Source organism: Maribacter sp. 1_MG-2023 (assembly GCF_030547005.1).
In the GTDB taxonomy this organism is placed as follows: Bacteria; Bacteroidota; Bacteroidia; order Flavobacteriales; family Flavobacteriaceae; genus Maribacter.
The window spans coordinates 44,974-66,692 of sequence record NZ_JAUOPN010000012.1 but is presented as its reverse complement, the minus strand read 5'-3'; the positions used below and the strand labels follow the sequence as shown (position 1 = coordinate 66,692).

Below are 21,719 nucleotides of genomic sequence, written 5' to 3'. Positions count from 1 at the left end.
ATTAATGAAGCAGTAAAAAATTACACAGTAATTATGGAAAATTTACTTAAAAACAAAGATACCCAGTTGGTTGAAAGTGCTATGAATATCATTATAAATGAGCACATAAAACTAGTACATGCCATAAATTATGAAGAAGTAGCTGCACTGATTCCTATTATAACCAATGCTAAGCATATTTTTATAATGGGCGCTGGTAGAACAGGGCTAATGATGAAAGCCGCCGCTATGCGTTTAATGCACTTAGGCTATAGTGTTCATGTAGTAGGCGAAACCACTTCACCAGCAATTACAGAAGGGGATGTGTTAATTGCAGGTTCTGGATCTGGTACAACTGGCGGTATTGTAAATGCTGCAAAAACTGCGAAGAAAGTTGGTGCAGATGTCGTCTGTATTACAACTAATAGTAGTTCTCCATTGGCTGAGTTATCAATACAAACAGTATTAATACCTGCTGCACAAAAGCAAGAGCGTGACGAAAATGTTTCTCAACAATATGCTGGTAGCCTTTTTGAACAATCGTTGCTTTTGGTATTTGATGCATTAATACAAACGCTTTGGGATCTTGACGGTAGTTCTGCTTCTGAATTATGGAAACGTCATGCGAATATGGAATAATCACGAATAGAAAAATAGATACAAATTAATAACATTTTAAATAGAATATTATGGCAAGATTACAAGTAGCAATAGATTTATTAAACATTGATGACGCTATTGCATTAGCAACAAAAGTTGCTCCGTATATAGATATAATTGAGTTAGGTACACCGCTTATTAAAAGTGAAGGTTTAGCAGGTATTAGAAAGATGAAAGATGCTTTTCCTGATAAATTGGTATTGGCTGATTTTAAAACTGCCGATGCTGGTGAACTAGAAGCTAACATGGCTTTCGGTGCTGGTGCGGATTATATAACAGTTTTAGGTGCAACTGGCGATTCAACAATTGCAGGTGCAGTAAAGTCAGCAAAAGCACATGGTAAAGGTGTAGTTGTAGATACTATCGGAGTAAAAGATAGAGTAAAACGTGCACAAGAAGCTATTGCTTTAGGTGCTGAGTTCGTAGAATTGCATGCTGGTTTAGATGAGCAAGCTGAAGACGGATACTCTATTCAAGTATTAATTGATGAAGCAACTAGAGCAGGAGTGGCAGTTTCGATTGCAGGCGGTGTTAATTTAAGCAGTATTACCGCGGTTAAAAACTCTGGCGTAACGGTTGCAGTAGCTGGTGCAGCTATCTATGGTGCAGAAGATCCTGCTAAAGCTGCCAAAGAATTACAAGCATTGGCAATGGCTTAAGTAGTAGAAGACGATAGTTACACTTTTACAGCAACACAAATCCTCATTATTTTAATGGGGATTTGTTGTTTTATAAAACTACCCATACTTTCAGATTTAAATTAATTCATCTCAAAATGTGTATAAATCGTAGATAATCAAATATTTAAAATCTAAAATCAATTACAACCAAAAAATCCTATCTAAACTATTATTAAATAGGATTTAAAATATCTTTACTTAAAGTATTACTCATAGAATTTAGAAACCTCATCTAATGATTTTCTTTCAATATCCGGCACATAGGTTGGTGTCTTGGGGTAACCAACTGGCAACAGTAAAAATGCGCGTTCATTACTTGGCCGACCCAATAACTTTGCTAGAAAGTTCATCGGACTCGGAGTATGTGTTAGTGTAACCAATCCGGCATTGTGTATTGCTGTAATTAACATACCTGCAGCAATACCCACAGATTCGTTTACATAATAATTTTTTACTTTTTCACCATTAGTATCTAGATTATGTACTTTTTTGAAAATGATAATAAGCCATGGGGCATCTTCTAAAAACGGTTTGTACATATTCGTACCCATCGGTTCTAAATCTTTCAACCAACGGTCGCTCATTCTACTTTCATAGCTTTCTTTCTCTTCTGCTTCCGCGGCTTCTCTAATCTTTGTTTTCAATATCGGGTTAGATACCGCACAGAATGTCCATGGTTGTTTATGCGCACCTGATGGTGCTGTAGAAGCCGTTTTAATCAACGTTTCTATCACTTCTTTTGGCACAGGTGTATCTGCATACTCCCTTACCGATCTTCGTTCATCTAAAAGCCTATAAAATTCTTCGCTCTGTTTTATAAGTTCCTGTTGAGACAAGGCATTTTCTTTATAGAGTACATGCGTATGTCCGTTTATAGATATATGAGATTCGGTTGCCATTTTTTTAAGTGTTGTTTGTATTACATTTTCTACTCTCAAAGATATTGCTTTTTTAAAGTATCAATTAGCACAGTTGTTTTGATTACTAAAACGATAGTTATCGGCTAGTAAAAGTGAAAATCTAATTCATTTACCAGCAAATATGATACGTTCACTGAGAGCTACTGTAGAGCCACTTAAACTTTGCATCTTGCTTTAGCATTAGTGCTAAGTTTGAAACCATAATAAACAATAGTATTTAAGTATGAGATTATATTTTCAAGTAATGATAGTTTTAGCACTAGCAACAAGCCAGGCGCAAAATACAGAAGACAACATCACTTACAGCAGTTTTATTGCTGACGAAAATGTTCACGTACAATTAAGCACTGTAGACCAAGCAACAATGCTTACTATGTTACATAAAGGGTTTTATGTGTATTTTGATGTTAAGGGCAAGCGAAAAAAGAATGTCTCGGTACAATATCCAATTAACATTGCACCTCCTGAACGCCCAAATAGAAACGATAGAGAAAATGTTAATAGAGAGGAGCTAGACCAAGATGAAAGAAGAGGGCCTGATTTAGTTAAGTTGGTCTCCGAAATGCCAAAAAAGGCTGAATTCACCAACCTAGATTTGGTACAAGAGTTTCATTTAGACTTAAACAAACTAGGGGTTTCCATTACTTATAATTATAATGAAGATAGCAAAGAACTTCAGTACGAACTAATCATTCCTAAACAGGAAATTAGCGACGCTAACTTCTCTAAACTATCCATTGGTATCGTAACACCTAAAAGGGAAAAAGAATCTAAAGATAAAGATTCAAACATCAGTTTTGGCGGTGGTGGTCAAGGCGGTGGAGGTGGTGGTAGAGGAGGCCAGGGCGGTCCCGGTGGAGGTCAAGGCGGCGGTGGTCGCGGCGGATCTCAAGGTGGACCATCACAGCAAAATGATAGACCAGCAGAAACATCTCTTGATATTTGGTTTAAGGCTGACATAGGTTAAATAGACTGTTGTACGTTTTAAAATCAATAATTATTGACTCACTAATAGCTTTAATCCCTAAAATATATAGTTATAAATGATGATTCGAAAAATGTTCTAAGATTCCGTCAACGATACGTGTAAAATGCTTCTTTTCTTACTATTTTAATTTTCATGGAAGATAGAAGTAAGTTTATACGAACTGAAATACTAGCAGGTATTAGTTCATTTTTAGCAACATTTTATATCATTATTGTAAATCCATCAATTCTTTCTGCTTCCGGTATGCCCTTTTCTGCAGCGGTAACCTCAACGGTTCTAGTTTGTGCCTTTGGTAGTATTATGATGGGGTTATATGCAAAGAATCCCTTTATTATCGCACCAGGAATGGGTTTAAATGCTTTTTTTACCTATACCGCCGTATTAGGCTTAGGTTTGAGCTATCAAGCTGCCTTAGGTGCCGTATTCTGGGCAGGTATTTTATTTCTATTATTAAGCGTTCTTAAAGTCAGGGATAAAATTGTACTTGCCATACCACACTCCCTAAGATTTGCTATTGCCGCCGGTATTGGACTTTTTATTTCTTTTATAGGTTTCCAAAATGCAGGTTTTATTATTGATGACAAAGCTACCTTAGTTGGTCTGGGTTCACTTAAAGAGCCTATGTGTCTTACTTTTTTAGTAGGACTACTCATTACTGCCATATTAATAGCTAAAAGGGTTACGGGAGCTATGATTATAGGTATACTATTAACTACTATTCTTGCCTGGCCAATTGGTAGATTGTGGGGAGACGCCTCTATTGTAAATTATGGTATCCCTACTATTGTTAATTACTCAGGAGTTTTCTCGATGCCAGACTTCAGCTTATTATTTAAAGCTGACTTATTAGGATCTATTAAATATGCATTTTTACCAGTCATCTTTGTTTTTGCATTTACAGATTTATTCGATAGTCTTTCTACATTCGTAGGTTTATCAGAAGCATCTGGCTATAAAGATGAAGACGGAAACCCAAAAAATCTAAAAAAATCTTTAATGGTTGACGCGATTACCACCATATTTTCAGGTTTGGTAGGCACGAGCTCAGGTACTGCATATATAGAATCTGCTGTTGGTATTCGAGAAGGTGGTAAAACGGGACTTACAGCAATTACTGCTGGCATTCTTTTCTTACCGTTTCTATTCTTCTCTCCATTGTTATCCATAGTTCCAAGTATAGCCAGTTCTATTGCATTGGTTTTAGTAGGTTCTTTTATGATGAAACCGTTAACCAAAATTGATTGGAATACGGCAGATGAAGCTATTCCGGTTTTCTTTACCATGATACTAATGCCATTAACCTACAGCATAACCACAGGAATCATTTTTGGCTTTCTAATATATACTTTACTCAAGCTCTTTGTTGGCAAAAAATCGAAAATAAACCCAGTGTTATTAATTATAAATGCATTATCAATTCTTTACCTATGGCTATAAGACACTATCTAATTTTTCTAATGCTATTTACTTTATGCGGAGTAAAAGCCCAACGTATTGCAATTATGGGTGCGATGGACGAGGAAATAGAACTTCTAAAGGGGCAATTAGAAAACAAAGAAGAAATAGAGAAAAACGGAATTATATTCTATACCGGTAAACTTAAAAATAAGGAAGTTGTTCTATTAAAGGCTGGTATTGGAAAGGTAAATGCGGCATACAGTACTGCAATACTTACTACACATTTTAAACTTAATGCGCTAATTTTTACTGGTGTCGCAGGCGGATTGCACCCAGATATACAACCAGGTGATATTGTTATTGCCGATAGTTTGGTTCAATATGATTTTGGGCAATTACAGGATGATAAATTTATAACATGGCCAACACGAAATCTTATTAAGAATACTAAAAATCCTTTATTTCTTTCTGTAGATAGCACATTACTTAATACTAGTAAAATAGTCTCCAATACTATTCAACTAAAAGCATTTAAAGGTAGAGTGCCTAAATTCTATGTAGGTACTATTGCTACTGGTGATACTTTTGTAAGCGATGCTATGAAGGCTAAAGCTTTATACTCTAATTTTAATGCGCTTGCCACTGAAATGGAAGGAGCGGCTGTAGCTCAGATTTGCACAATGTTGGATCTACCTTATATTGTAATACGTAGCTGTAGCGATAATGCAAATACCAACGCTCATACAGATTATTATAAATTTGTTGAAATAGCTGCCGTAAATTCAGCCCAAATGGTTTTGGCTTTACTTGAATGAAGTAAGAGAAGATGTAAGTTCTAATGTTTTGAATAGTTAAACAGACCTTTTTTGATAAATAAGATGTCGATTAATTTTTAAGGAAAATAACATCCTTGAATTAGTTGGGACCTATATCGATGGAGACTTAAATTCCCCATACTACCGATAAAATTTTAAAATTTACCTATGAATACGGAGCGTTTTTATCACTAAGCGAATAATTCATTTTAAATAATGCCTTTGCATACATAAACAGTATTAAATTTCAGCGGCTAATCTACAAGCTTGATTTATGGCACGTTTAGCATCTAATTCTGCAGCAACATCGGCACCACCTATTACATGTACTTTTATACCTTTTGCCTGCAATGGTTCTAAAAGTTCTTTAAATGGTAATTGTCCTGCACAAATGATAATATTATCTACTTCTAGTATTTTTTGCTCGTCATTTTGGGTATAATGCAAACCTTCATCATCTATCTTAGTATACTGCACTTCATTAATAAATTGTACATTTTTCTTTTTCAACGTAGAACGATGAATCCAACCAGTGGTTTTACCAAGATTTGCACCAAACTTACCTTTGCTGCGTTTGAACATAAAAATTTCTCTTGGCGACGGGTGAATTTTTGATTGTATATTCTCAATACCACTACGCGCCTCTAAGGTCTTATCAATTCCCCATTCCTTAAGCCATGCATCTATATTTAAAGCAGTACTTTCCCCTTCATGGGCTAAATATTCTGAGACATCAAAACCGATTCCGCCAGCGCCGATAACCGCAACACGTTTACCCACATTTTTTTTCAATTTTAATACGTCTATATAATTCAGGACTTTTGGGTGGTCAACACCATCAATTTTCGGAGTTCTTGGTTTTATTCCGGTCGCTACAATAACTTCATCAAAATTTCCATTTTTCAAGTCTTCTGCAGTTACTCTAGTATTCAATTTTACAATTACACTATGCAGCTCTAGTTGTTTATTAAAATAGCGGATAGTTTCATAAAATTCTTCTTTACCAGGTATTTGCTTTGCTAGGTTAAATTGTCCGCCTGTTTCTTTTTCACCATCAAAAAGCGTAACATCATGCCCACGTTGTGCCGCTACTGTTGATGCTGCCAAACCTGCCGGACCAGCACCTACAACGGCTATTCTTTTCTTTTTTTCTGTTGGGTTATAATTCAATTCCGTTTCATGACATGCCCTCGGATTCACCAAACAACTAGCAACCTTTCGTTGAAAAACATGGTCTAAACATGCTTGATTACAACCAATACAGGTATTTATCTCATCTGCCTTGTCAGCTTCAGCCTTATTGACCCACTCTGGATCTGCTAAAAATGGTCGTGCCATTGAAATCATATCTGCATGACCTTCCGCTAAAACTTGCTCAGCAGTTTCGGGCATATTTATTCTATTAGACGTAACTAACGGAATTGATAATTCTTCTTTCATCTTTTTGGTCACCCAAGTAAATGCCGCTCTAGGTACCGATGTTGCAATAGTTGGTATGCGGGCTTCATGCCAGCCAATTCCTGTATTTATAATGGTGGCACCAGCTTTTTCTATTTCTTTACCTAAGGCAACCACTTCTTGCCACGAGCTTCCTTTTTCTACCAAATCTAACATTGATAAGCGATAGATAATAATAAATTCCTTACCAACGGCTTCACGTGTTTGCTTTACTAATTCTATAGGTAAACGCATTCGGTTTTCATAACTGCCACCATAATTATCTGTACGTTTATTTGTTCTTTCAGCAATAAATTGATTTATTAAATAACCTTCAGAACCCATAATTTCTACGCCATCATAACCCGCTAGTTTTGAAAGATTAGCAGAGTTCACAAAATCACGAATGGTGCGATTAATGCCAGATTGGTTGAGCTTAAATGGCTTGAAAGGGGAGATGGGAGATTTTATAGCAGATGGTGCAACTGCAAAAGGATGATACCCATACCTGCCAGCATGCAATATTTGCATACATATTTTACCACCTTCTTTATGTACGGCATCAGTAATGACCTTATGATGTTTCGCATGTTTTTTAGTGCTCATACGTGCTGAAAAAGGACCTGTCCAACCTTGTACATTGGGCGCTATTCCGCCAGTTACTATTAATCCGACTCCGCCTTTTGCTCGTTCGGCATAATAAGCGGCTATCTTATCTATACCATTTTTTTCCTCTTCTAATCCGGTATGCATTGAACCCATTAAAATTCGATTCTTTAGGGTGGTAAATCCTAAATCTAAAGGCTCAAAAATATGCTTGTACTTGGTCATTACATGTTACTTTTTAGTTGATTTTTTATTATGCATGCATAATAGTTAACAAGATACGTTTTTAATATTTGAAAACTAACTAAACCTTTTTTGAGTATAAACTGCTTATTTTCAATTATACAGTTAGATTTTGACTATCCGAAGTTCTTCAATCGATAGTTTAAAACCTTTGTAACCAGAATAAAATAATCCCTATAAAACCAAAAGTTTCATAGGGATTTTCTTTATTAGTAAACGGACTAAACCTTTAAAATTATTCTTTTATAACACGTGCAAATTTGTACGTAATACCAAAATTAATACCGAAAGATGAATACGGAACTTTTTGAGATAATTCTTTAGAAGTATCTGTATTAGTGTTCGACAAATTATCAACATATGTTGTCTTTTTATCTACTCCCGCAGGTAAATTGTCAATAGTATACAATCCGCTAACCGCAACTGTACCATCAGGTAGCTTAACATCGGTATTAAATTCGGCTATTTCAGAATCTTTACGCTTTAAACTGATTCCGTAATACTCTACTTCGGCAAAAACGCTGAAATTAGAATCTAGGTCATACTTATACCCAAGTGCACCTACGAAACCTAATGGAAAATGTCCGTGAAAATCCTCTGTATAATTTGTTTCAGAATATGATCCTACAGGCACACCAAAAGCTTCTGCCTCAGCTTCAGAAAAAACTGATTTCTGATAAATTACTCCCTCAGTTTTTCCACCTAATTTTAATAGGGCTCCGAAACGGCCATATATATTATTGGTGAACTTATATACAACAGAAGCAGAAGCGCCAAAAGCTCGCGCTCTTGCAACCGCATTTACCTCTGTACTTGGTAAGTCAACAATAGATACATCTTGATCTGTTCCATGTAAATAACCTAAACTTAAATCAACCCCAAAAGAGTCATCAAAGAAATATGTTCCTCTTAATTGAACATTAATACCTTCACCATAACTACCATAAGAATTCTCAGTTTCAGAGGTGTTGATTCGTTCTCCTAATTTCATAGTTGCACTACCTATTGCGTAACCAGAACTGGCAGACACTTGCCATTGCCCATGAGATACCGAACTAATTAAAACGGCTGCACAAACAGCTACTAAGTGTTTCATAATAAATGATTTATAAATTTAAAATTGATTTTAAAGTAAAAATTAAACCACGTTAGATATTGATTAACATAGTTTTAAACAATTATTTTAAAAGTATCGTTACGATTTAAATTGCATCTTTTAAATTAGTTCATCAAAGTTACTTTTTTAGTAAAAGTTCTTACATCTATAGGTATGGTTTAACACTCTATTTAAAATTTATATTAGATTTTATCCTCTATATTACTAATTAAGCAATACAAGAAGGTTATAGTACACTTTATTGTAGTTTATTAGGAATTGATTATTCGGTTTCTGTTTAAGCTCAATCATTTTTTTGGGACTTTAACCCAATAAACAGTAACGTATAAATGAACAAAAGCAGCAAATACCACGTATTACTTACCAAATCTAAATAATCGATTTTTTCTTTTGAGAAGCTTAAAATCATTAAAACCTGAGCACCGTAAGGTAATAGTCCCTGAATAATACAAGCAAATATGTCTAAAATGGAAGCTGTCTTTTTATTATCTAAATGGTATTCGTCATTTATCGTTTTTGCAATAGGACCAGCAATTATGATCGATACCGTATTATTTGCAATCGCCATATTAACGGTACTTACCAAGGTGGCAATACCAAACTGAGCAGACTTCTTATTTTTAATGAGTTTTTTAATATTGATCAATATGAATTCGATACCTCCATTTCTCTCTACCAAAGTAACTAAGCCACCTGTCAATAATGACAAAAGAAATATTTCGGTCATATTGGTAAATCCGGTATAGGCGATTTTAGAAGATTCTATTAATGTGAAATCTCCGTAAGCGATTCCTAATGCACCTGCCGCAATTGTACCTAACAACAAGGTTATAAAGACATTGACTCCCACAATGGAAAGAATAATCACCAATACATATGGCATTATTTTTATAATGGAATAATTATAAACCGTGGTTTCAGCTACGACGGACTCCAACCCCAATCCCTGAAATACTAAAATGGCAATGGTGAATAACGCTGCAGGTACCGCTATTTTAATATTCTGTTTAAATTTATGGCTCATTTTACATCCCAAAGACTGAGTCGCGGCAATTGTGGTATCTGAGATAACAGATAAATTATCGCCAAACATACTACCGTAATAGGGCACCACATAATATTGACAAATCTGCGCTGCTTTCATCTTCAAATCCAACTACAATTGGTGCCAATGCTACAATTGCACCAACTGATGTTCCTGTAGAAACCGATAAAAATCCAGCGATAATAAAGATGCCTACATAAATGTATTGAATGGCTATGACATCTAAACCAAGGTTTACAATAGCATTTACACTGCCTGTTTCATTTGTAATAGCCGCAAAAGCACCAGCTAACAAATAAATAAGACACATGGTCAATATTTTATCATCTCCACAACCTTTCAGTAGCGTATTAATTTTAGAAGTAATGGTTTGCCTAAATAATATAAATGAGACCACTATACCAACTATTACCGCAATAGGAGCTGGTAAAGCATAGAAATCATTCTGATATATACCTACCCCTAAAAACGTAAATACAAATACGAACAAGGGTATTAAAGCTGAAAATTTGGGAGTTCTGTCTTTTGTGTTTGCCATTTCTTTCTTTGTTCTATAAAGGAAATAGTAGTAAATAAGTAGACACATGTGTTAACATTTGTTCCAATTAATGGCTTATCTATTTAGCACCTTGCTTGTTATTGCAGGTTGCTATCTCCTTTTTTTGAGATTCTTGATAAAAATTTTGAGGCGGCAAATGTAGTCTATAAATCTTTCTACTAAATCTTAAAAAAAGTTAATTTCTGTAAATAATATTCCTACAGAATTCCTCCTACATAATTACCTAAAATTTAACTTCAATTATTATTTCATTAACAACCTTGCGTATTTTAATGGTCGAAGTTTGGCATCATAACATTAACTAATCCAATCATTTACATATGAAAAATCATTACTTAAAAGTTATTGCTGTTACATTTTTATTATTGTTAGCCTTTTCTTGTACACCAGAAGTAGACGAATTTGGCGAAGATTTTGATCGAGATAAAATGGACTTGTTCTTTTCTAGAATTGAAGAGAAAAATTTAGGAATGGGCAGTATTTCTATTTTCAAAGATGGTAAAGAAGATTATCAAACTTCTTTTGGTTTTATTGATGTCGAAAACTCGATTTCAGCCAATTCAGCTTCTAAATACAGAATAGCTTCTATTACAAAAACATTTACTGCTACAATGATTATGCAGCTTGTTGAAGAAAATACATTAAGCTTAGAGACTACACTAGATGATTACTTTCCAGAAATACCCAATGCCGAGATTATTACTATTGAACATTTACTAAGACATAGAAGCGGACTTTTTAATTATACAAGTGGCGAATTCGAATTAGGAAGAAATTTTGAATCAGCCACGCGCTCAGAACTTATAGACTATTTCATAAGTAACGGAACCATTTTTGAGCCAAACGATAAGTACGAATATTCTAATACCAATTATGTTTTATTATCCTTTATAATAGAAGATTTAGATACCAAAACCTATGAACAATCTTTAAATGATAGAATAGCTATTCCTTTAAATCTGGTTGATACTTACAATGGCGAAATCACTAATTCTGATAACAATGAAGCTTTTTCATATTATTTTGAGAATGATAATTGGACATCTATCTTAGAAACACATCATACCATACTTCAAGGTACTGGTTCAATTGTATCTTCTGCAAAAGGGGTAAATATCTTTTATCAAGCTTTATTCGATGGTAAACTCATTTCTGAATACTCATTGAGTCTTATGACAACTATGGTCGATGGTTATGGATTTGGACTAAACTCTCCTGCATTCTATAACAAACAAGGATTTGGACATACCGGTAGTATTGATGGTTATAGATCATCAACCGTATACTTCCCTTCTGATGATGTCACCATAACTTATGTATCTAATGGTGTAAATATGATACCAAATGATATTGTTATTGGTGCTTTGAGTATTTATTCTAATTTAGATTATGACCTACCTTAATGTAGATGAGATAACCTAACGTTTTTTGACCCAAGAATCAATACCGAATGCTTCGTTTAATTCTAGAATAAGTTGCTTTCTTTTAGCTTCATTACCACAGTCAACAGGAACCCCAACATAGGTCAGACCTTTTGGATATGCTCCTTCATCATGGGTATAGCCCAATTTTTTAAGCTTTTCTATAATTGTATTTTTATTATTAGGGTCTTTAAAAACACCTACCATCGCAATACAATTTAAAGAAGAATTCGTAGTAGCTACTGGTGCCGTTTTGGTAGTTTCAGGTAGCTGCTCGACTTTCTTGGCTACTGGAATTTTAGTTTCCTTTTTTTCAATAACAGTAGTTTCTATGTCTCCTATAATTACTTCGGAGGTACTTTCGTCGGATGCACCTTTAGATATACTTTGAATTTTAGTTGTGATCTCTTCCTCTAAGTCAACATTTAGTTCTTCTTCAAAATCAGAAACAGTAAGTGTAGTATCAGAAATTACAACTGCTATATTCTTATCATGGTCGTATGCATCTTTTACAGGGATGGTTATGGGTTCATAAACATCTGAATTAGAGTAAACATATTCGCGACCTTCAGAATGATAAGAGTCGGGTAGTGGTGCTTCTTCTGCAGTATCTATATCTGGAGTAGCTGCTACACTATCATCCTGTTTATTAAACATATACATATAAATGAATGTAGAAAAAATAGCGATTACAATAATAGCAATTGCAAAATCCCATCTTCCTTTTGGGGTACTAAAAATATCTTTTTCGGGGGTCATGGCTATGTGTTTACTTTAAAATACAATGATGTATTTAAAAAAGTAAATATAACCAATCTCTATTTATGTAAGATAAAAGCCTTCATGGAAACATTTAACTAAGAAAGCCAAAGTAAAGAAAATACGAGTAGATTTCAGCGCATGCAAAATCATTTATTATGCACTAACCTTCTTTCCATAAATCTTGTTATAAACTAAATCTATAGCATTATGAAGCTCACTTTTGGTGAATGGCTTACTAACAAAATCAACACAGCCAAGTTCTCTGGCAACTTCTTCAAATTCTTGCTTGGTAGAACTTGATATAAATGGCAAACGGTCTGCAAACATTTCCAAAAAAGAGAGTCCGTTCATACCTGGCATTTCAATATCTGACATGACCACTTGTGGTTGCGCTATTTGTATGTGTACCCAGGCATCATAAGAATCTTCAAAAGTGATTACACTACGTACTAACGGATGAGTTTTTGCAAGCTTTTCGGCTAATGACAACCATAAAGGGGAGTCATCTACTATTATTAATTCGAGTTTCATTAATCTGATTTCGGGGTTTGAGTGCCGAAAAGTACCCTATTACCTCAGTATGAAAAATTAATTCAGACGAACGTCTTGAAAATATCTTTATATGTTCATATTACACTTTAAAAGGCAGTACAGATTGTAAATTTTAAGGCGAGTTTGATAGCATAAACTTTGAAATATTCTCTCAAAAACATATTACTTTTTTGTGAGGATATTATATTGTCAGCTTATTTCTAGCATTTTATTTAAATCTTTACTCCTTTAAATATTAAATTAGTTTTTCATTGACTCTAGTATTACTACATTTAGAATGTATTAAAAATCTTACTCTTTAAAACAAAAACCAAATCAGCCGACCAACCACCATATCAGAAGTTCTTCACCAACTTGATATCATTATACTAGATGCTATTGAAAACAATAACCGTATCGGGTATTTTGCATTTTTATATAGACGGGTTACTGCTGAAATATTGAAAGAGGTACAATTAGGGAATTTTGAAGATAATGCACGAATGGAAACCTTCGATGTTACTTTTGCCAATTATTATTTAGATGCTTATAATGGTTATAGCACCAATCAACGCATTAGTGTATCATGGCAATTTGCCTTTGACACCAAAAATGACACTCTAACCATTTTACAGCATATTATGTTGGGTATAAATACTCATATTAATCTAGATTTGGGTTTAGCCGCAAGTACTGCTATGAACGGGTTAGAAATATCTGATATTGAGAAAGATTTCAATACCGTTAACGCCATACTTGGCAATATTGTAAATGAAATGCAAGACCGACTTAGCCGAGTTTCGCCTTTGTTATTTCTTTTAGACCTTGCTGGTAAAAATACAGATGAGGAAATCATCAACTTCAGTTTAAAGAAAGCTAGAGAACTCTCGTGGTATAATGCCAACCTGCTTTGGGGCTTAGGTATTGGTCACCAAGATGCAGCTATACACCAAATGGACAAAACTGTTTTAAGCCTTGGAGAATTTATAAAAGCGCCTAAATCAAAAATTGTGACGTACGCTCTTCAATTTTTAGGCAAGTTTGAAGAAAAAAATGTAGGTAGAGTGATTTTTAGATTGCGAGAGGAGTAATACAGACAAAATCACTTTATCTAATTTTGTTTAATTATATCTAAAAATAATTAAACATTATGTATCTTTATAGACTAATAAATCACTAGATACATACATCAAAAATCTATATAAATTATGTTCGGATTATTTAAAAAGAAATCAGAAAAAGAAATATTACAAAGTGAGTATGAAAAGCTATTAAAAGAAGCCTATACCTTATCTACAACGAATAGAAAATTGAGTGATCAAAAGACTTTTGAAGCCGATGAGATAATGAAGAAAATAGAACAGTTATCTTAATTCTTTCGACCCATACAACTACCTACGGGTATAAAAAAAACAAAATGAAGATTTTAAACACTGCCATACTTTTATCAAGTAGCGCCTTTTTATACTACGGTGTAGAATGTCTTTTCTCTCAAAAAATGAAAGATGAGTTTGCAAGATTTGGTCTAAAGAATCAGAGAGTTCTTACTGCATTGTTGCAGCTAGCTGGTGGTTTGGGATTAATTATAGGTTACTTCTTTTCACCTGTTCTAGTATTAGTGGCTTCAGCAGGTCTAACACTTCTTATGTTTTTAGGTTTCGCCGTTAGAATAAAAATTAAGGACAGCGCAGCAGAATCTTTACCATCTTTGGTATTAGCTCTTATAAATTTATTTATAGCAGTAAGCTATTACCAACAACTTACTGCCTCATAAATTTTATGCAAAAGCTATAATCAAACAAAGCACTAGAAATAAAGCTGCAGGAAAAGATTTTAGTAATGGGTCTTTTATTTTAATATGCATCGCTATTGAACCTAACAGTAAGGCTGCCAAACCTAAAGCTGCAGGTTGCTTTACTACTGGAAACCAAATTGCAACAAGTAGTAAAATAGCAAAAGTCACCTTTAAAAAGCCAATAACATAGCACATTTGCTTTGATAAGCCATAGACCTCAAATTCTTCTATTATAGTTGTAGCATTTCCACCACGCCATCTCGTTGGTTTTTTATTCTGTATTAGCCATACATTTAATATACTTAAGGCGACTATAATTTGAAAGATGATAATTAAATAATTCATGATTAAGATAGTTTTATAGACCAATTACATATATTAGTCTATATCAAAAATACTAATTTTGTTCATATATATGTTAAATCAGTTAAACAAAAATATAAAATGAGTAATCAAAATTCTAAGATTCATATTATAGGTGCCGGAATTAGTGGCTTAGTCGCAGCAATTGAACTAGAACAAAATGGATATTCTCCTGTATTAATCGAAGCTACAGATAGGGTAGGCGGTAGGGTCAAAACAGATATTGTAAATGGATATCAGTTAGACCACGGATTTCAAGTATTGTTAACCGCGTACCCTGCAGCTCAAAAATATCTTGATTATAAAGCTTTAGAACTACAAAATTTCTTACCTGGAGCTTCCATTTTTAAAAATGGAAAACAAGAAGTAATTGGTGATCCGCTAAGAGATGCATCCTTATTGTTTTCTACGTTGTTTGCCAATATTGGTACTGTTGCCGATAAGTTGAAAATTCTAAAATTAAATACTAGCCTAAAGAAAAAATCAATCGACGAAATATTTTCAGATGGAGCGCAAACAACATTTTCTTATTTGACCGATTTAGGTTTCTCTTCTGAAATAATAGATGATTTCTTTACACCTTTTTTTAGTGGAATTTTTCTAGAAAACAAGCTAGAAACTTCTAGCAGAATGTTCGAATTTGTTTATAAAATGTTTGGTGAAGGAAATGCTGCATTGCCTAAAGGTGGTATTGAAGAGATTCCTAAACAACTACTACATCAATTAAAAAACACCGTTATAAAATATAACACGTCTGTATCTTGTATTAGCGATAGCAAAATTCTGCTTGCTGATGGGCAAGAAATAGAAAGCGATTTTATTATTATCGCCACAGAAGCGAGTAACTTAATTCAAAATTTAAAGAATCAAGCCATTGAATGGCAAAGCTGTGATACCTTGTATTTTGAAACGGAGAACAGAACGATTAAAAAACCCCTTATCGGATTAATACCTGATCAAGGAACTGTCATCAATAACATCTTTTACCATACAAGTCTTAAAACCGCCATAAACGCAGGTAAAGAATTGCTTTCTGTTACTGTTGTTGACAATCAGGGTATAACTGGTAAAGCCTTAATAGACCAAGTGCAAACGGAGTTAAAGGAATTTTGTGGTATTACTTCTCCTACATTTCTAAAACACTACAGCATACCAAAGTCATTACCAAAATTGAGTGATTTACAATACGAGATATCACCTTCAGAAACACGATTAAAAGAAACTGTTTATTTAGCTGGAGATTTACAACTAATTGGATCTTTAAATGCAGCTATGATTGCTGGTGAAAAAGCTGCGCTGGGTGTATTAGAAAATTTACAAGGTATTTTTAAATAAAATTATTCCCAATTATTGGTCCAATCTTTCCACACTACATCAAGTCCGTTACCTTTCAGCATTTCTGTAATTACTTCTGTTGGTCTTTCATCAGATATTTCAAACTGCTCTAAGGATTCAGGTGCTACGGCATACCCACCAGGGTTGGTTTTAGACTCGGCACTTATAGAGGTGATTCCCAAATTCACAATATTATTTCTAAATACTTCGCTTTCACGAGTAGACATCGATAATTCTACATCTTCGTCTAATAATCTAAAGGCGCAAATTAGCTGTACCAAATCTGGATCGGTCATTTCTACCTTAGGTTCCAATCCGCCAGAATGCGGTCGTAACCTTGGGAAAGAAATGGAATACTTCGTCTTCCAATAGGTCTTCTGTAAATACTTTAAATGTAATGCGGTAAAAAAGCTATCTGCTCGCCAATCTTCTAATCCGAATAAAGCGCCTAAACCAATTTTATGAATTCCGGCTTTGCCCAGGCGATCGGGAGTATCCAACCTAAAATCGAAATTTGATTTTTTACCTTTCGGGTGGTGTTTTTTATACTCTTCTCTATGATAAGTTTCTTGATAGACCAACACGGCATACAAACCATTTTCAATCAATAGTTCATATTCATCTTGCAGTAAAGGTTGTACTTCTATGGTAATATTTGAGAATTGAGAACGAATAAATTTCAAGACATTATTAATATAATCTACACCAACTATTTTATTAGCTTCTCCCGTCACCAATAAGATATGATCATATCCTTTCGATTTTATGTACGCAACTTCCTTTAATATTTCAGCATCGGTCAGGGTACGACGCGGAATCTTGTTGGTCATACTAAATCCGCAATAGGTACAAATGTTCTGGCATTCATTACTCAAATACATGGGCGAATACATTTGTATGGTATTCCCAAAGCGCTTTTTCGTCAACTGCCTGCTCAGCTGTGCCATCTCTTCTAAATATGGCTTGGCAGCAGGTGAAATCAATGCTTTAAAATCTTCTAAATCACGCTTTGTGTTAATTAATGCACGTAAAACATCGTTCTCCGTTTTGGAAAATATGCTTTGTAAGGTTTCATCCCAATTATACGTATCAAATACGTCCTTAAAACTGCTCATTTTCTAATTTAAAAAACTGGTTAGCGGACTACTGGCTGCTGCTTTTTTATGAACTACGGGTGCCAATTTTGCTTCAAAAGCCATTCTACCAGCTGCCACCGCCATTTTAAAGGCTTTTGCCATTTCTACGGGGTTTTGAGAGACAGCTATCGCCGTATTTACCAACACGGCATCTGCACCTAATTCCATCGCATAGGCAGCATGAGAAGGCGCACCTATACCGGCATCTACAATTACGGGCACATTACTTTGGTCTATTATAATCTCTAAAAAATCTTGGGTCTTTAATCCTTTGTTACTTCCTATTGGTGCGCCCAAAGGCATTACGCATTGCACGCCCACTTCTTCCAATCGTTTGCACAATACAGGATCTGCATGTATATAGGGCATGACCACAAATCCCAACTTCACTAACTCTTCGGTAGCTTTTAAGGTCTCTATGGGGTCGGGCAACAAATATTTTGGGTCAGGGTGTATTTCTAATTTCACCCAATTTGTTTCTAGGGCTTCACGAGATAATTGCGCTGCAAAAACGGCTTCTTTAGCATTACGAACTCCCGATGTATTTGGTAATAGGTTGATGTGTGAATGGTTTATATGATGTAAAATATCATCTTGGGTATCTTCGATATCCACACGTTTTAAGGCTACCGTTACTAATTCACTTTCTGATGCCAACAATGCTTCTCGCATTACTTGAGACGAACTGAATTTTCCCGTTCCCGTAAACAATCTTGAGGTATACTTTTTATCCGCTATTTGTAACATATTATTTTCTTTTTTCTTCAGATATCCAACGTTCTTCTTGTAGTGGACCTCCGTTGATTAGTTTCTTCAATTCTGGTATGCTTTTGAAGTTGCGTGTAATTTCACCCGATACTGCAATACCATGTACTCCGGTATTCATAATAGCTGTAATATCATCGGCAACAATACCGCCTATAGCAATAATTGGAACACTTGCTTTCAACTCTTCAATTATGGTTAAATAGCCGTTTAGCCCCAACACCGGACTCAAATTTTCTTTGGTTTCCGTGAATCTAAAAGGTCCCATGCCTATATAATCTACTTTTTTAGCGATAAGAGCTTCACAGTCCCCTAGCGTATTAGCGGTACCACCAATAATTTGCCACGACGCCAATTCTTTTCTAGCTACAGTAGGGGAGGTATCAGTTTTGCCTAAATGCACTCCGTCTGCTTTTACCGCAGCTGCTATTTTGTAGTAATCGTTAATGATTAATCGCGTTTGAAATTTCGCTGTTATTTCCCTTGCCTTTTCTGCAGTTTCCAACACTACTTTTTCAGACTGATTTTTTAATCGCAACTGTACCAATTCTACACCAGAGGTACAGGCTTTTTGTATGTTCTCTAAATGTTCTTGGGGAGTCTTTCCCTGTGATATATAATGTAATTTTGGTGTCATATTCTTTCTTATCGTAAATGCTAAAAATTCTTTTTTCTGATGGATGCTTTCTTCTGTTCTTGAACGGCTGTTTCGTATTGCTTTTTCAATGCAACAAAGCTTTCTACCGGGTTTTCCATATTCCACACTCCGCCTAAAACACCAATTCCCTTAAAACCGAGCTTTAGTGTTTGTTGTACTGTTTTATCTGTGATACCGCCCATGCCCACAATCAACTTTTCACTTTGGTTGACGTTGAAACCTTTGCCTTCATATCCTTGTTTAGATATGGAAGAAAACACGGGACTCAGTAAATGATAATCAAATTCAAATTCACAATCTTCTAAAACCTTTGGATCGTGAAAAGAAGAACTTATGGTCTTACCGTACATATCTAAACTTTTAAAATACTGCCCGGGATTGTCAATATGGTCTATTCTTTTTTGCTCTTGAAAATGAACCCCTTTTAAGTCATATACATTGATCAATTCATGAAAAAAGTGTACTACAATTCTATTATGATATTTGGTATCGATCGCATTTAAATAATCGCAATGCTCTTGATAGTCCTTCAAAGGTTTTCTTAAATGGTAATATGCCAAACCTTCTTGAAACAACTGATGTAGCAATTCAATTTCATTCGGGATATCTTTTTCTGGAGCTATTAATACAATCATTTTTGTGATTTAAATATTGTAATGGAAATTCTCTTGCTTCATGTGGGTAAAACGGGAATAGAAAGCCTGGTTTTCAACCCCCTTGGGTAGCTCTAATGACCAATACTTCATCGCTCTCGTTCAGTGTTTTGGTATGCCACTCTGTTTTGGTAATAATGTTCTCATTTACCGCCACGGCTATTCCGTTGACAGAAATATCCAAACCCTTAATGATTTCATCTAGTGTAACGTTCGGCTTGAATAGGTGAGTGGTGTTGTTTACTTTAATGTGTATCATCTGTTTCACTAGTTAATTGAAGCGTATTCGCTACTATATTTTTTAGTGTAAACAGTAAGAATAGAAAATGATAAAAGGAAAGTACAGGTTGTTGATCCTGATAACTTTTCCCTACGTTGATATTAATCAAATCAGGTTCTAAGGATATTTCTCAAACTATGAAATAGCTACTCCTAAAGTTTACATGGCTAATTTAAGGATTTGAAGGGGAATGTGATTCTTAAAATGGAATAGTTTGATTTTTTTTCGAACAGACCACTGTTAAGTAATGTAATTCAGTAATACATCAAAAGAAAGTTAAAGATTGATTTACTGATATGTTCATGAGATTTCACTCAATTCATCCCCAAAAAATTACAATTCGGTTATTCACAATTCATTTTTATGCTGATTCCATATATGTTTGTATCATCAATCAAACCTAAAGAATCACATAATGGAAAATGTCAAACCAAAAGTCAGTAAGAAAAAACAGATTTTTAGAATCATATTATTTGCCAGTACCTTCATTTCTTTATGGTTTGTACCGTGGATTCTTGTAAAAGCATGGATTCTACCATTACCAAATACGCTACAAGGGCAAGTGAATCAAACGGCAGGTTACGGATTCGACGGTGTCATAGTCTACGTTGACCAAGCCGGCAAACCACCAACACTGTATGGTGCCGGATATCATAACACAGAAAAGAAAATACCCGTTAATCCAAAAGCTTTGTTCAAAATTGCGAGTATAAGCAAGCTATATGTGGCAGTAGCCATTACAAGGTTAGCCAATGAAAATCGTATAGATTTAAATAAACCGCTTACCCATTATTTTCCTGAACTTTTAGGTAAAATTGAAAATGCAGATAAGATTACATTACGAATGATGGTAAAGCATAGAAGTGGCATTCCGAATTTTACCAACAATGCCGATTACTGGAAAAATCAACCAAATACCGATATAGATGTACTTATCTATGCAAGCAATCTACCTGCGGATTTTGAACCGGATGAAGATTATGGCTATTCTAACACCAATTATTTACTGCTTTCCAGAATTATAGAGCAAGTAACTGGCGGTAGTCGTTATGACTATTTTAAAAAAGAAATTTTAATTCCGCTTGGTCTCAACAATACGTTTGGCTCACTTGATGATGTAAATTTAGATGATGTTATGAGTGGTTATTATGTGGGAATTGATAAAGATTTTAAAAGTGAGGATAACGGCATGATGCTGGCTACTGCAGAAGATGTTGGCAAATTCGTAAGAGCATTAAACGATGGTTCTTTACTTAGCGAAGAAGAAATGGAAATCTACTCCTCACTTTATGAGTTTAATCACGGTGGCTTGGCTACTGGCTATCAATGTTTGGCAGAATACCATAAAGATATAGACGCCGTAGTGGTTCAATTTATGAACACGACAGATTTTGAAGGCTATCAATGGAATTTGCTACAAATAACGCATAGTAGAGTGGTTAAAATATTACGTAAAGCAAAATAGCTACAAAACCCCATAACAACTTAAAATTAGACATTTACATATTTAAAAATGTAACAATTTCAACATATCATCGTCTTACAGTCAAATCATCAATCAATCAATCAATCA

22 protein-coding genes, 1 pseudogene and 2 riboswitches are annotated in these 21,719 nt (G+C 34.6%); of the genes and pseudogenes, 11 read left to right on the top strand and 12 right to left on the bottom strand.

From position 1 onward, the window contains the following. Positions 1 to 33: 33 nt before the first annotated feature. Together hxlB and hxlA are read left to right on the top strand one after the other, a co-directional pair. The gene (gene hxlB / locus Q4500_RS13705) at positions 34 to 618 is read left to right on the top strand and encodes a 6-phospho-3-hexuloisomerase (RefSeq protein ID WP_303600210.1); all 585 of its coding nucleotides are present in this window, start codon (positions 34 to 36) and stop codon (positions 616 to 618) included. A 50-nt stretch (positions 619 to 668) separates the two neighbouring features. After that, positions 669 to 1,298 carry a 3-hexulose-6-phosphate synthase gene (gene hxlA / locus Q4500_RS13700; RefSeq protein ID WP_303600209.1) on the top strand — a complete coding sequence of 210 codons (630 nt, stop codon included), beginning with the start codon at positions 669 to 671 and terminating at the stop codon, positions 1,296 to 1,298. A gap of 227 nt (positions 1,299 to 1,525) precedes the next feature. On the opposite strand, the gene Q4500_RS13695 is transcribed toward hxlA, so the two are convergent. After that, on the bottom strand, positions 1,526 to 2,257 hold the full coding sequence (locus tag Q4500_RS13695; RefSeq protein WP_368389760.1) for a nitroreductase family protein: 732 nt from the start codon (positions 2,255 to 2,257) through the stop codon (positions 1,526 to 1,528). Positions 2,258 to 2,462: 205 nt separating this feature from the next. Here Q4500_RS13695 and Q4500_RS13690 point away from each other — a divergent pair, with 205 nt between their 5' ends. From Q4500_RS13690 to Q4500_RS13680, 3 genes are all read left to right on the top strand, one after another. Further along, the gene (locus Q4500_RS13690; RefSeq protein WP_303600208.1) at positions 2,463 to 3,206 is read left to right on the top strand and encodes a hypothetical protein; all 744 of its coding nucleotides are present in this window, start codon (positions 2,463 to 2,465) and stop codon (positions 3,204 to 3,206) included. Positions 3,207 to 3,359: 153 nt separating this feature from the next. Continuing rightward, positions 3,360 to 4,664 (top strand): NCS2 family permease, encoded by a 1,305-nt coding sequence (locus Q4500_RS13685; RefSeq protein WP_303600207.1) that lies wholly within the window; start codon positions 3,360 to 3,362, stop codon positions 4,662 to 4,664. Next, positions 4,655 to 5,440, top strand: a complete 786-nt coding sequence (locus tag Q4500_RS13680; RefSeq protein WP_303600206.1) for a 5'-methylthioadenosine/adenosylhomocysteine nucleosidase — start codon at positions 4,655 to 4,657, stop codon at positions 5,438 to 5,440. The genes Q4500_RS13685 and Q4500_RS13680 overlap by 10 nt, the downstream gene beginning before the upstream one ends. A gap of 240 nt (positions 5,441 to 5,680) precedes the next feature. Here the strand turns inward: Q4500_RS13680 and Q4500_RS13675 are convergent, their stop codons facing one another. The 3 genes and pseudogenes from Q4500_RS13675 to Q4500_RS13665 all read right to left on the bottom strand — a co-directional run bounded on the left by Q4500_RS13675 (position 5,681) and on the right by Q4500_RS13665 (position 10,426). Further along, positions 5,681 to 7,708 carry an NADPH-dependent 2,4-dienoyl-CoA reductase gene (locus tag Q4500_RS13675; RefSeq protein WP_303600205.1) on the bottom strand — a complete coding sequence of 676 codons (2,028 nt, stop codon included), beginning with the start codon at positions 7,706 to 7,708 and terminating at the stop codon, positions 5,681 to 5,683. A 253-nt stretch (positions 7,709 to 7,961) separates the two neighbouring features. Further along, positions 7,962 to 8,822, bottom strand: a complete 861-nt coding sequence (locus tag Q4500_RS13670; protein ID WP_303600204.1) for an outer membrane beta-barrel protein — start codon at positions 8,820 to 8,822, stop codon at positions 7,962 to 7,964. A 304-nt stretch (positions 8,823 to 9,126) separates the two neighbouring features. Further along, positions 9,127 to 10,426 (bottom strand): annotated as a pseudogene (locus Q4500_RS13665) (Na+/H+ antiporter NhaC family protein). A gap of 47 nt (positions 10,427 to 10,473) precedes the next feature. After that, positions 10,474 to 10,571: riboswitch (SAM-I-IV-variant riboswitch) on the bottom strand. Positions 10,572 to 10,767: 196 nt separating this feature from the next. On the opposite strand from Q4500_RS13665, the gene Q4500_RS13660 reads away from it, so the two are divergent. Beyond that, on the top strand, positions 10,768 to 11,850 hold the full coding sequence (locus Q4500_RS13660) for a serine hydrolase (protein ID WP_303600203.1): 1,083 nt from the start codon (positions 10,768 to 10,770) through the stop codon (positions 11,848 to 11,850). Positions 11,851 to 11,865: 15 nt separating this feature from the next. On the opposite strand, the gene Q4500_RS13655 is transcribed toward Q4500_RS13660, so the two are convergent. Beyond that, positions 11,866 to 12,627, bottom strand: coding sequence for an SPOR domain-containing protein (locus Q4500_RS13655; protein ID WP_303600202.1), 762 nt, complete (start codon positions 12,625 to 12,627; stop codon positions 11,866 to 11,868). A 156-nt stretch (positions 12,628 to 12,783) separates the two neighbouring features. Continuing rightward, on the bottom strand, positions 12,784 to 13,161 hold the full coding sequence (locus Q4500_RS13650) for a PleD family two-component system response regulator (protein WP_303600201.1): 378 nt from the start codon (positions 13,159 to 13,161) through the stop codon (positions 12,784 to 12,786). A 335-nt stretch (positions 13,162 to 13,496) separates the two neighbouring features. Between Q4500_RS13650 and Q4500_RS13645 the strand changes: the two genes are divergently transcribed. From Q4500_RS13645 to Q4500_RS13635, 3 genes are all read left to right on the top strand, one after another. Next, positions 13,497 to 14,252, top strand: coding sequence for a DUF5995 family protein (locus Q4500_RS13645; protein WP_368389766.1), 756 nt, complete (start codon positions 13,497 to 13,499; stop codon positions 14,250 to 14,252). Positions 14,253 to 14,369: 117 nt separating this feature from the next. Beyond that, on the top strand, positions 14,370 to 14,534 hold the full coding sequence (locus tag Q4500_RS13640; RefSeq protein ID WP_303600200.1) for a Lacal_2735 family protein: 165 nt from the start codon (positions 14,370 to 14,372) through the stop codon (positions 14,532 to 14,534). Positions 14,535 to 14,578: 44 nt separating this feature from the next. Next, positions 14,579 to 14,935, top strand: coding sequence for a DoxX family protein (locus tag Q4500_RS13635; protein WP_303600199.1), 357 nt, complete (start codon positions 14,579 to 14,581; stop codon positions 14,933 to 14,935). A 3-nt stretch (positions 14,936 to 14,938) separates the two neighbouring features. Here the strand turns inward: Q4500_RS13635 and Q4500_RS13630 are convergent, their stop codons facing one another. After that, positions 14,939 to 15,301 carry a DoxX family protein gene (locus Q4500_RS13630; protein ID WP_303600198.1) on the bottom strand — a complete coding sequence of 121 codons (363 nt, stop codon included), beginning with the start codon at positions 15,299 to 15,301 and terminating at the stop codon, positions 14,939 to 14,941. A gap of 99 nt (positions 15,302 to 15,400) precedes the next feature. On the opposite strand from Q4500_RS13630, the gene Q4500_RS13625 reads away from it, so the two are divergent. Further along, positions 15,401 to 16,654 carry an NAD(P)/FAD-dependent oxidoreductase gene (locus Q4500_RS13625; RefSeq protein ID WP_303600197.1) on the top strand — a complete coding sequence of 418 codons (1,254 nt, stop codon included), beginning with the start codon at positions 15,401 to 15,403 and terminating at the stop codon, positions 16,652 to 16,654. A gap of 2 nt (positions 16,655 to 16,656) precedes the next feature. Here the strand turns inward: Q4500_RS13625 and thiH are convergent, their stop codons facing one another. The 5 genes from thiH to thiS form a co-directional block, all read right to left on the bottom strand. Next, the gene (gene thiH / locus Q4500_RS13620) at positions 16,657 to 17,769 is read right to left on the bottom strand and encodes a 2-iminoacetate synthase ThiH (protein ID WP_303600196.1); all 1,113 of its coding nucleotides are present in this window, start codon (positions 17,767 to 17,769) and stop codon (positions 16,657 to 16,659) included. 3 nt (positions 17,770 to 17,772) lie between these two features. Continuing rightward, entirely contained in the window at positions 17,773 to 18,537 is a 765-nt protein-coding gene (locus Q4500_RS13615; RefSeq protein WP_303600195.1) for a thiazole synthase, read from the bottom strand. Between the two features lies 1 nt (position 18,538). Continuing rightward, positions 18,539 to 19,192: a thiamine phosphate synthase gene (gene thiE / locus Q4500_RS13610; protein ID WP_303600194.1), complete on the bottom strand. Its 654-nt coding sequence runs from the start codon at positions 19,190 to 19,192 to the stop codon at positions 18,539 to 18,541. 20 nt (positions 19,193 to 19,212) lie between these two features. After that, on the bottom strand, positions 19,213 to 19,848 hold the full coding sequence (locus Q4500_RS13605; protein ID WP_303600193.1) for a thiamine phosphate synthase: 636 nt from the start codon (positions 19,846 to 19,848) through the stop codon (positions 19,213 to 19,215). Between the two features lie 73 nt (positions 19,849 to 19,921). Continuing rightward, positions 19,922 to 20,125, bottom strand: coding sequence for a sulfur carrier protein ThiS (thiS, locus tag Q4500_RS13600; RefSeq protein WP_303600192.1), 204 nt, complete (start codon positions 20,123 to 20,125; stop codon positions 19,922 to 19,924). A 91-nt stretch (positions 20,126 to 20,216) separates the two neighbouring features. Beyond that, positions 20,217 to 20,310: riboswitch (TPP riboswitch) on the bottom strand. 251 nt (positions 20,311 to 20,561) lie between these two features. Between thiS and Q4500_RS13595 the strand changes: the two genes are divergently transcribed. Further along, positions 20,562 to 21,611, top strand: coding sequence for a serine hydrolase (locus Q4500_RS13595; protein ID WP_303600191.1), 1,050 nt, complete (start codon positions 20,562 to 20,564; stop codon positions 21,609 to 21,611). Positions 21,612 to 21,719 lie beyond the last annotated feature (108 nt).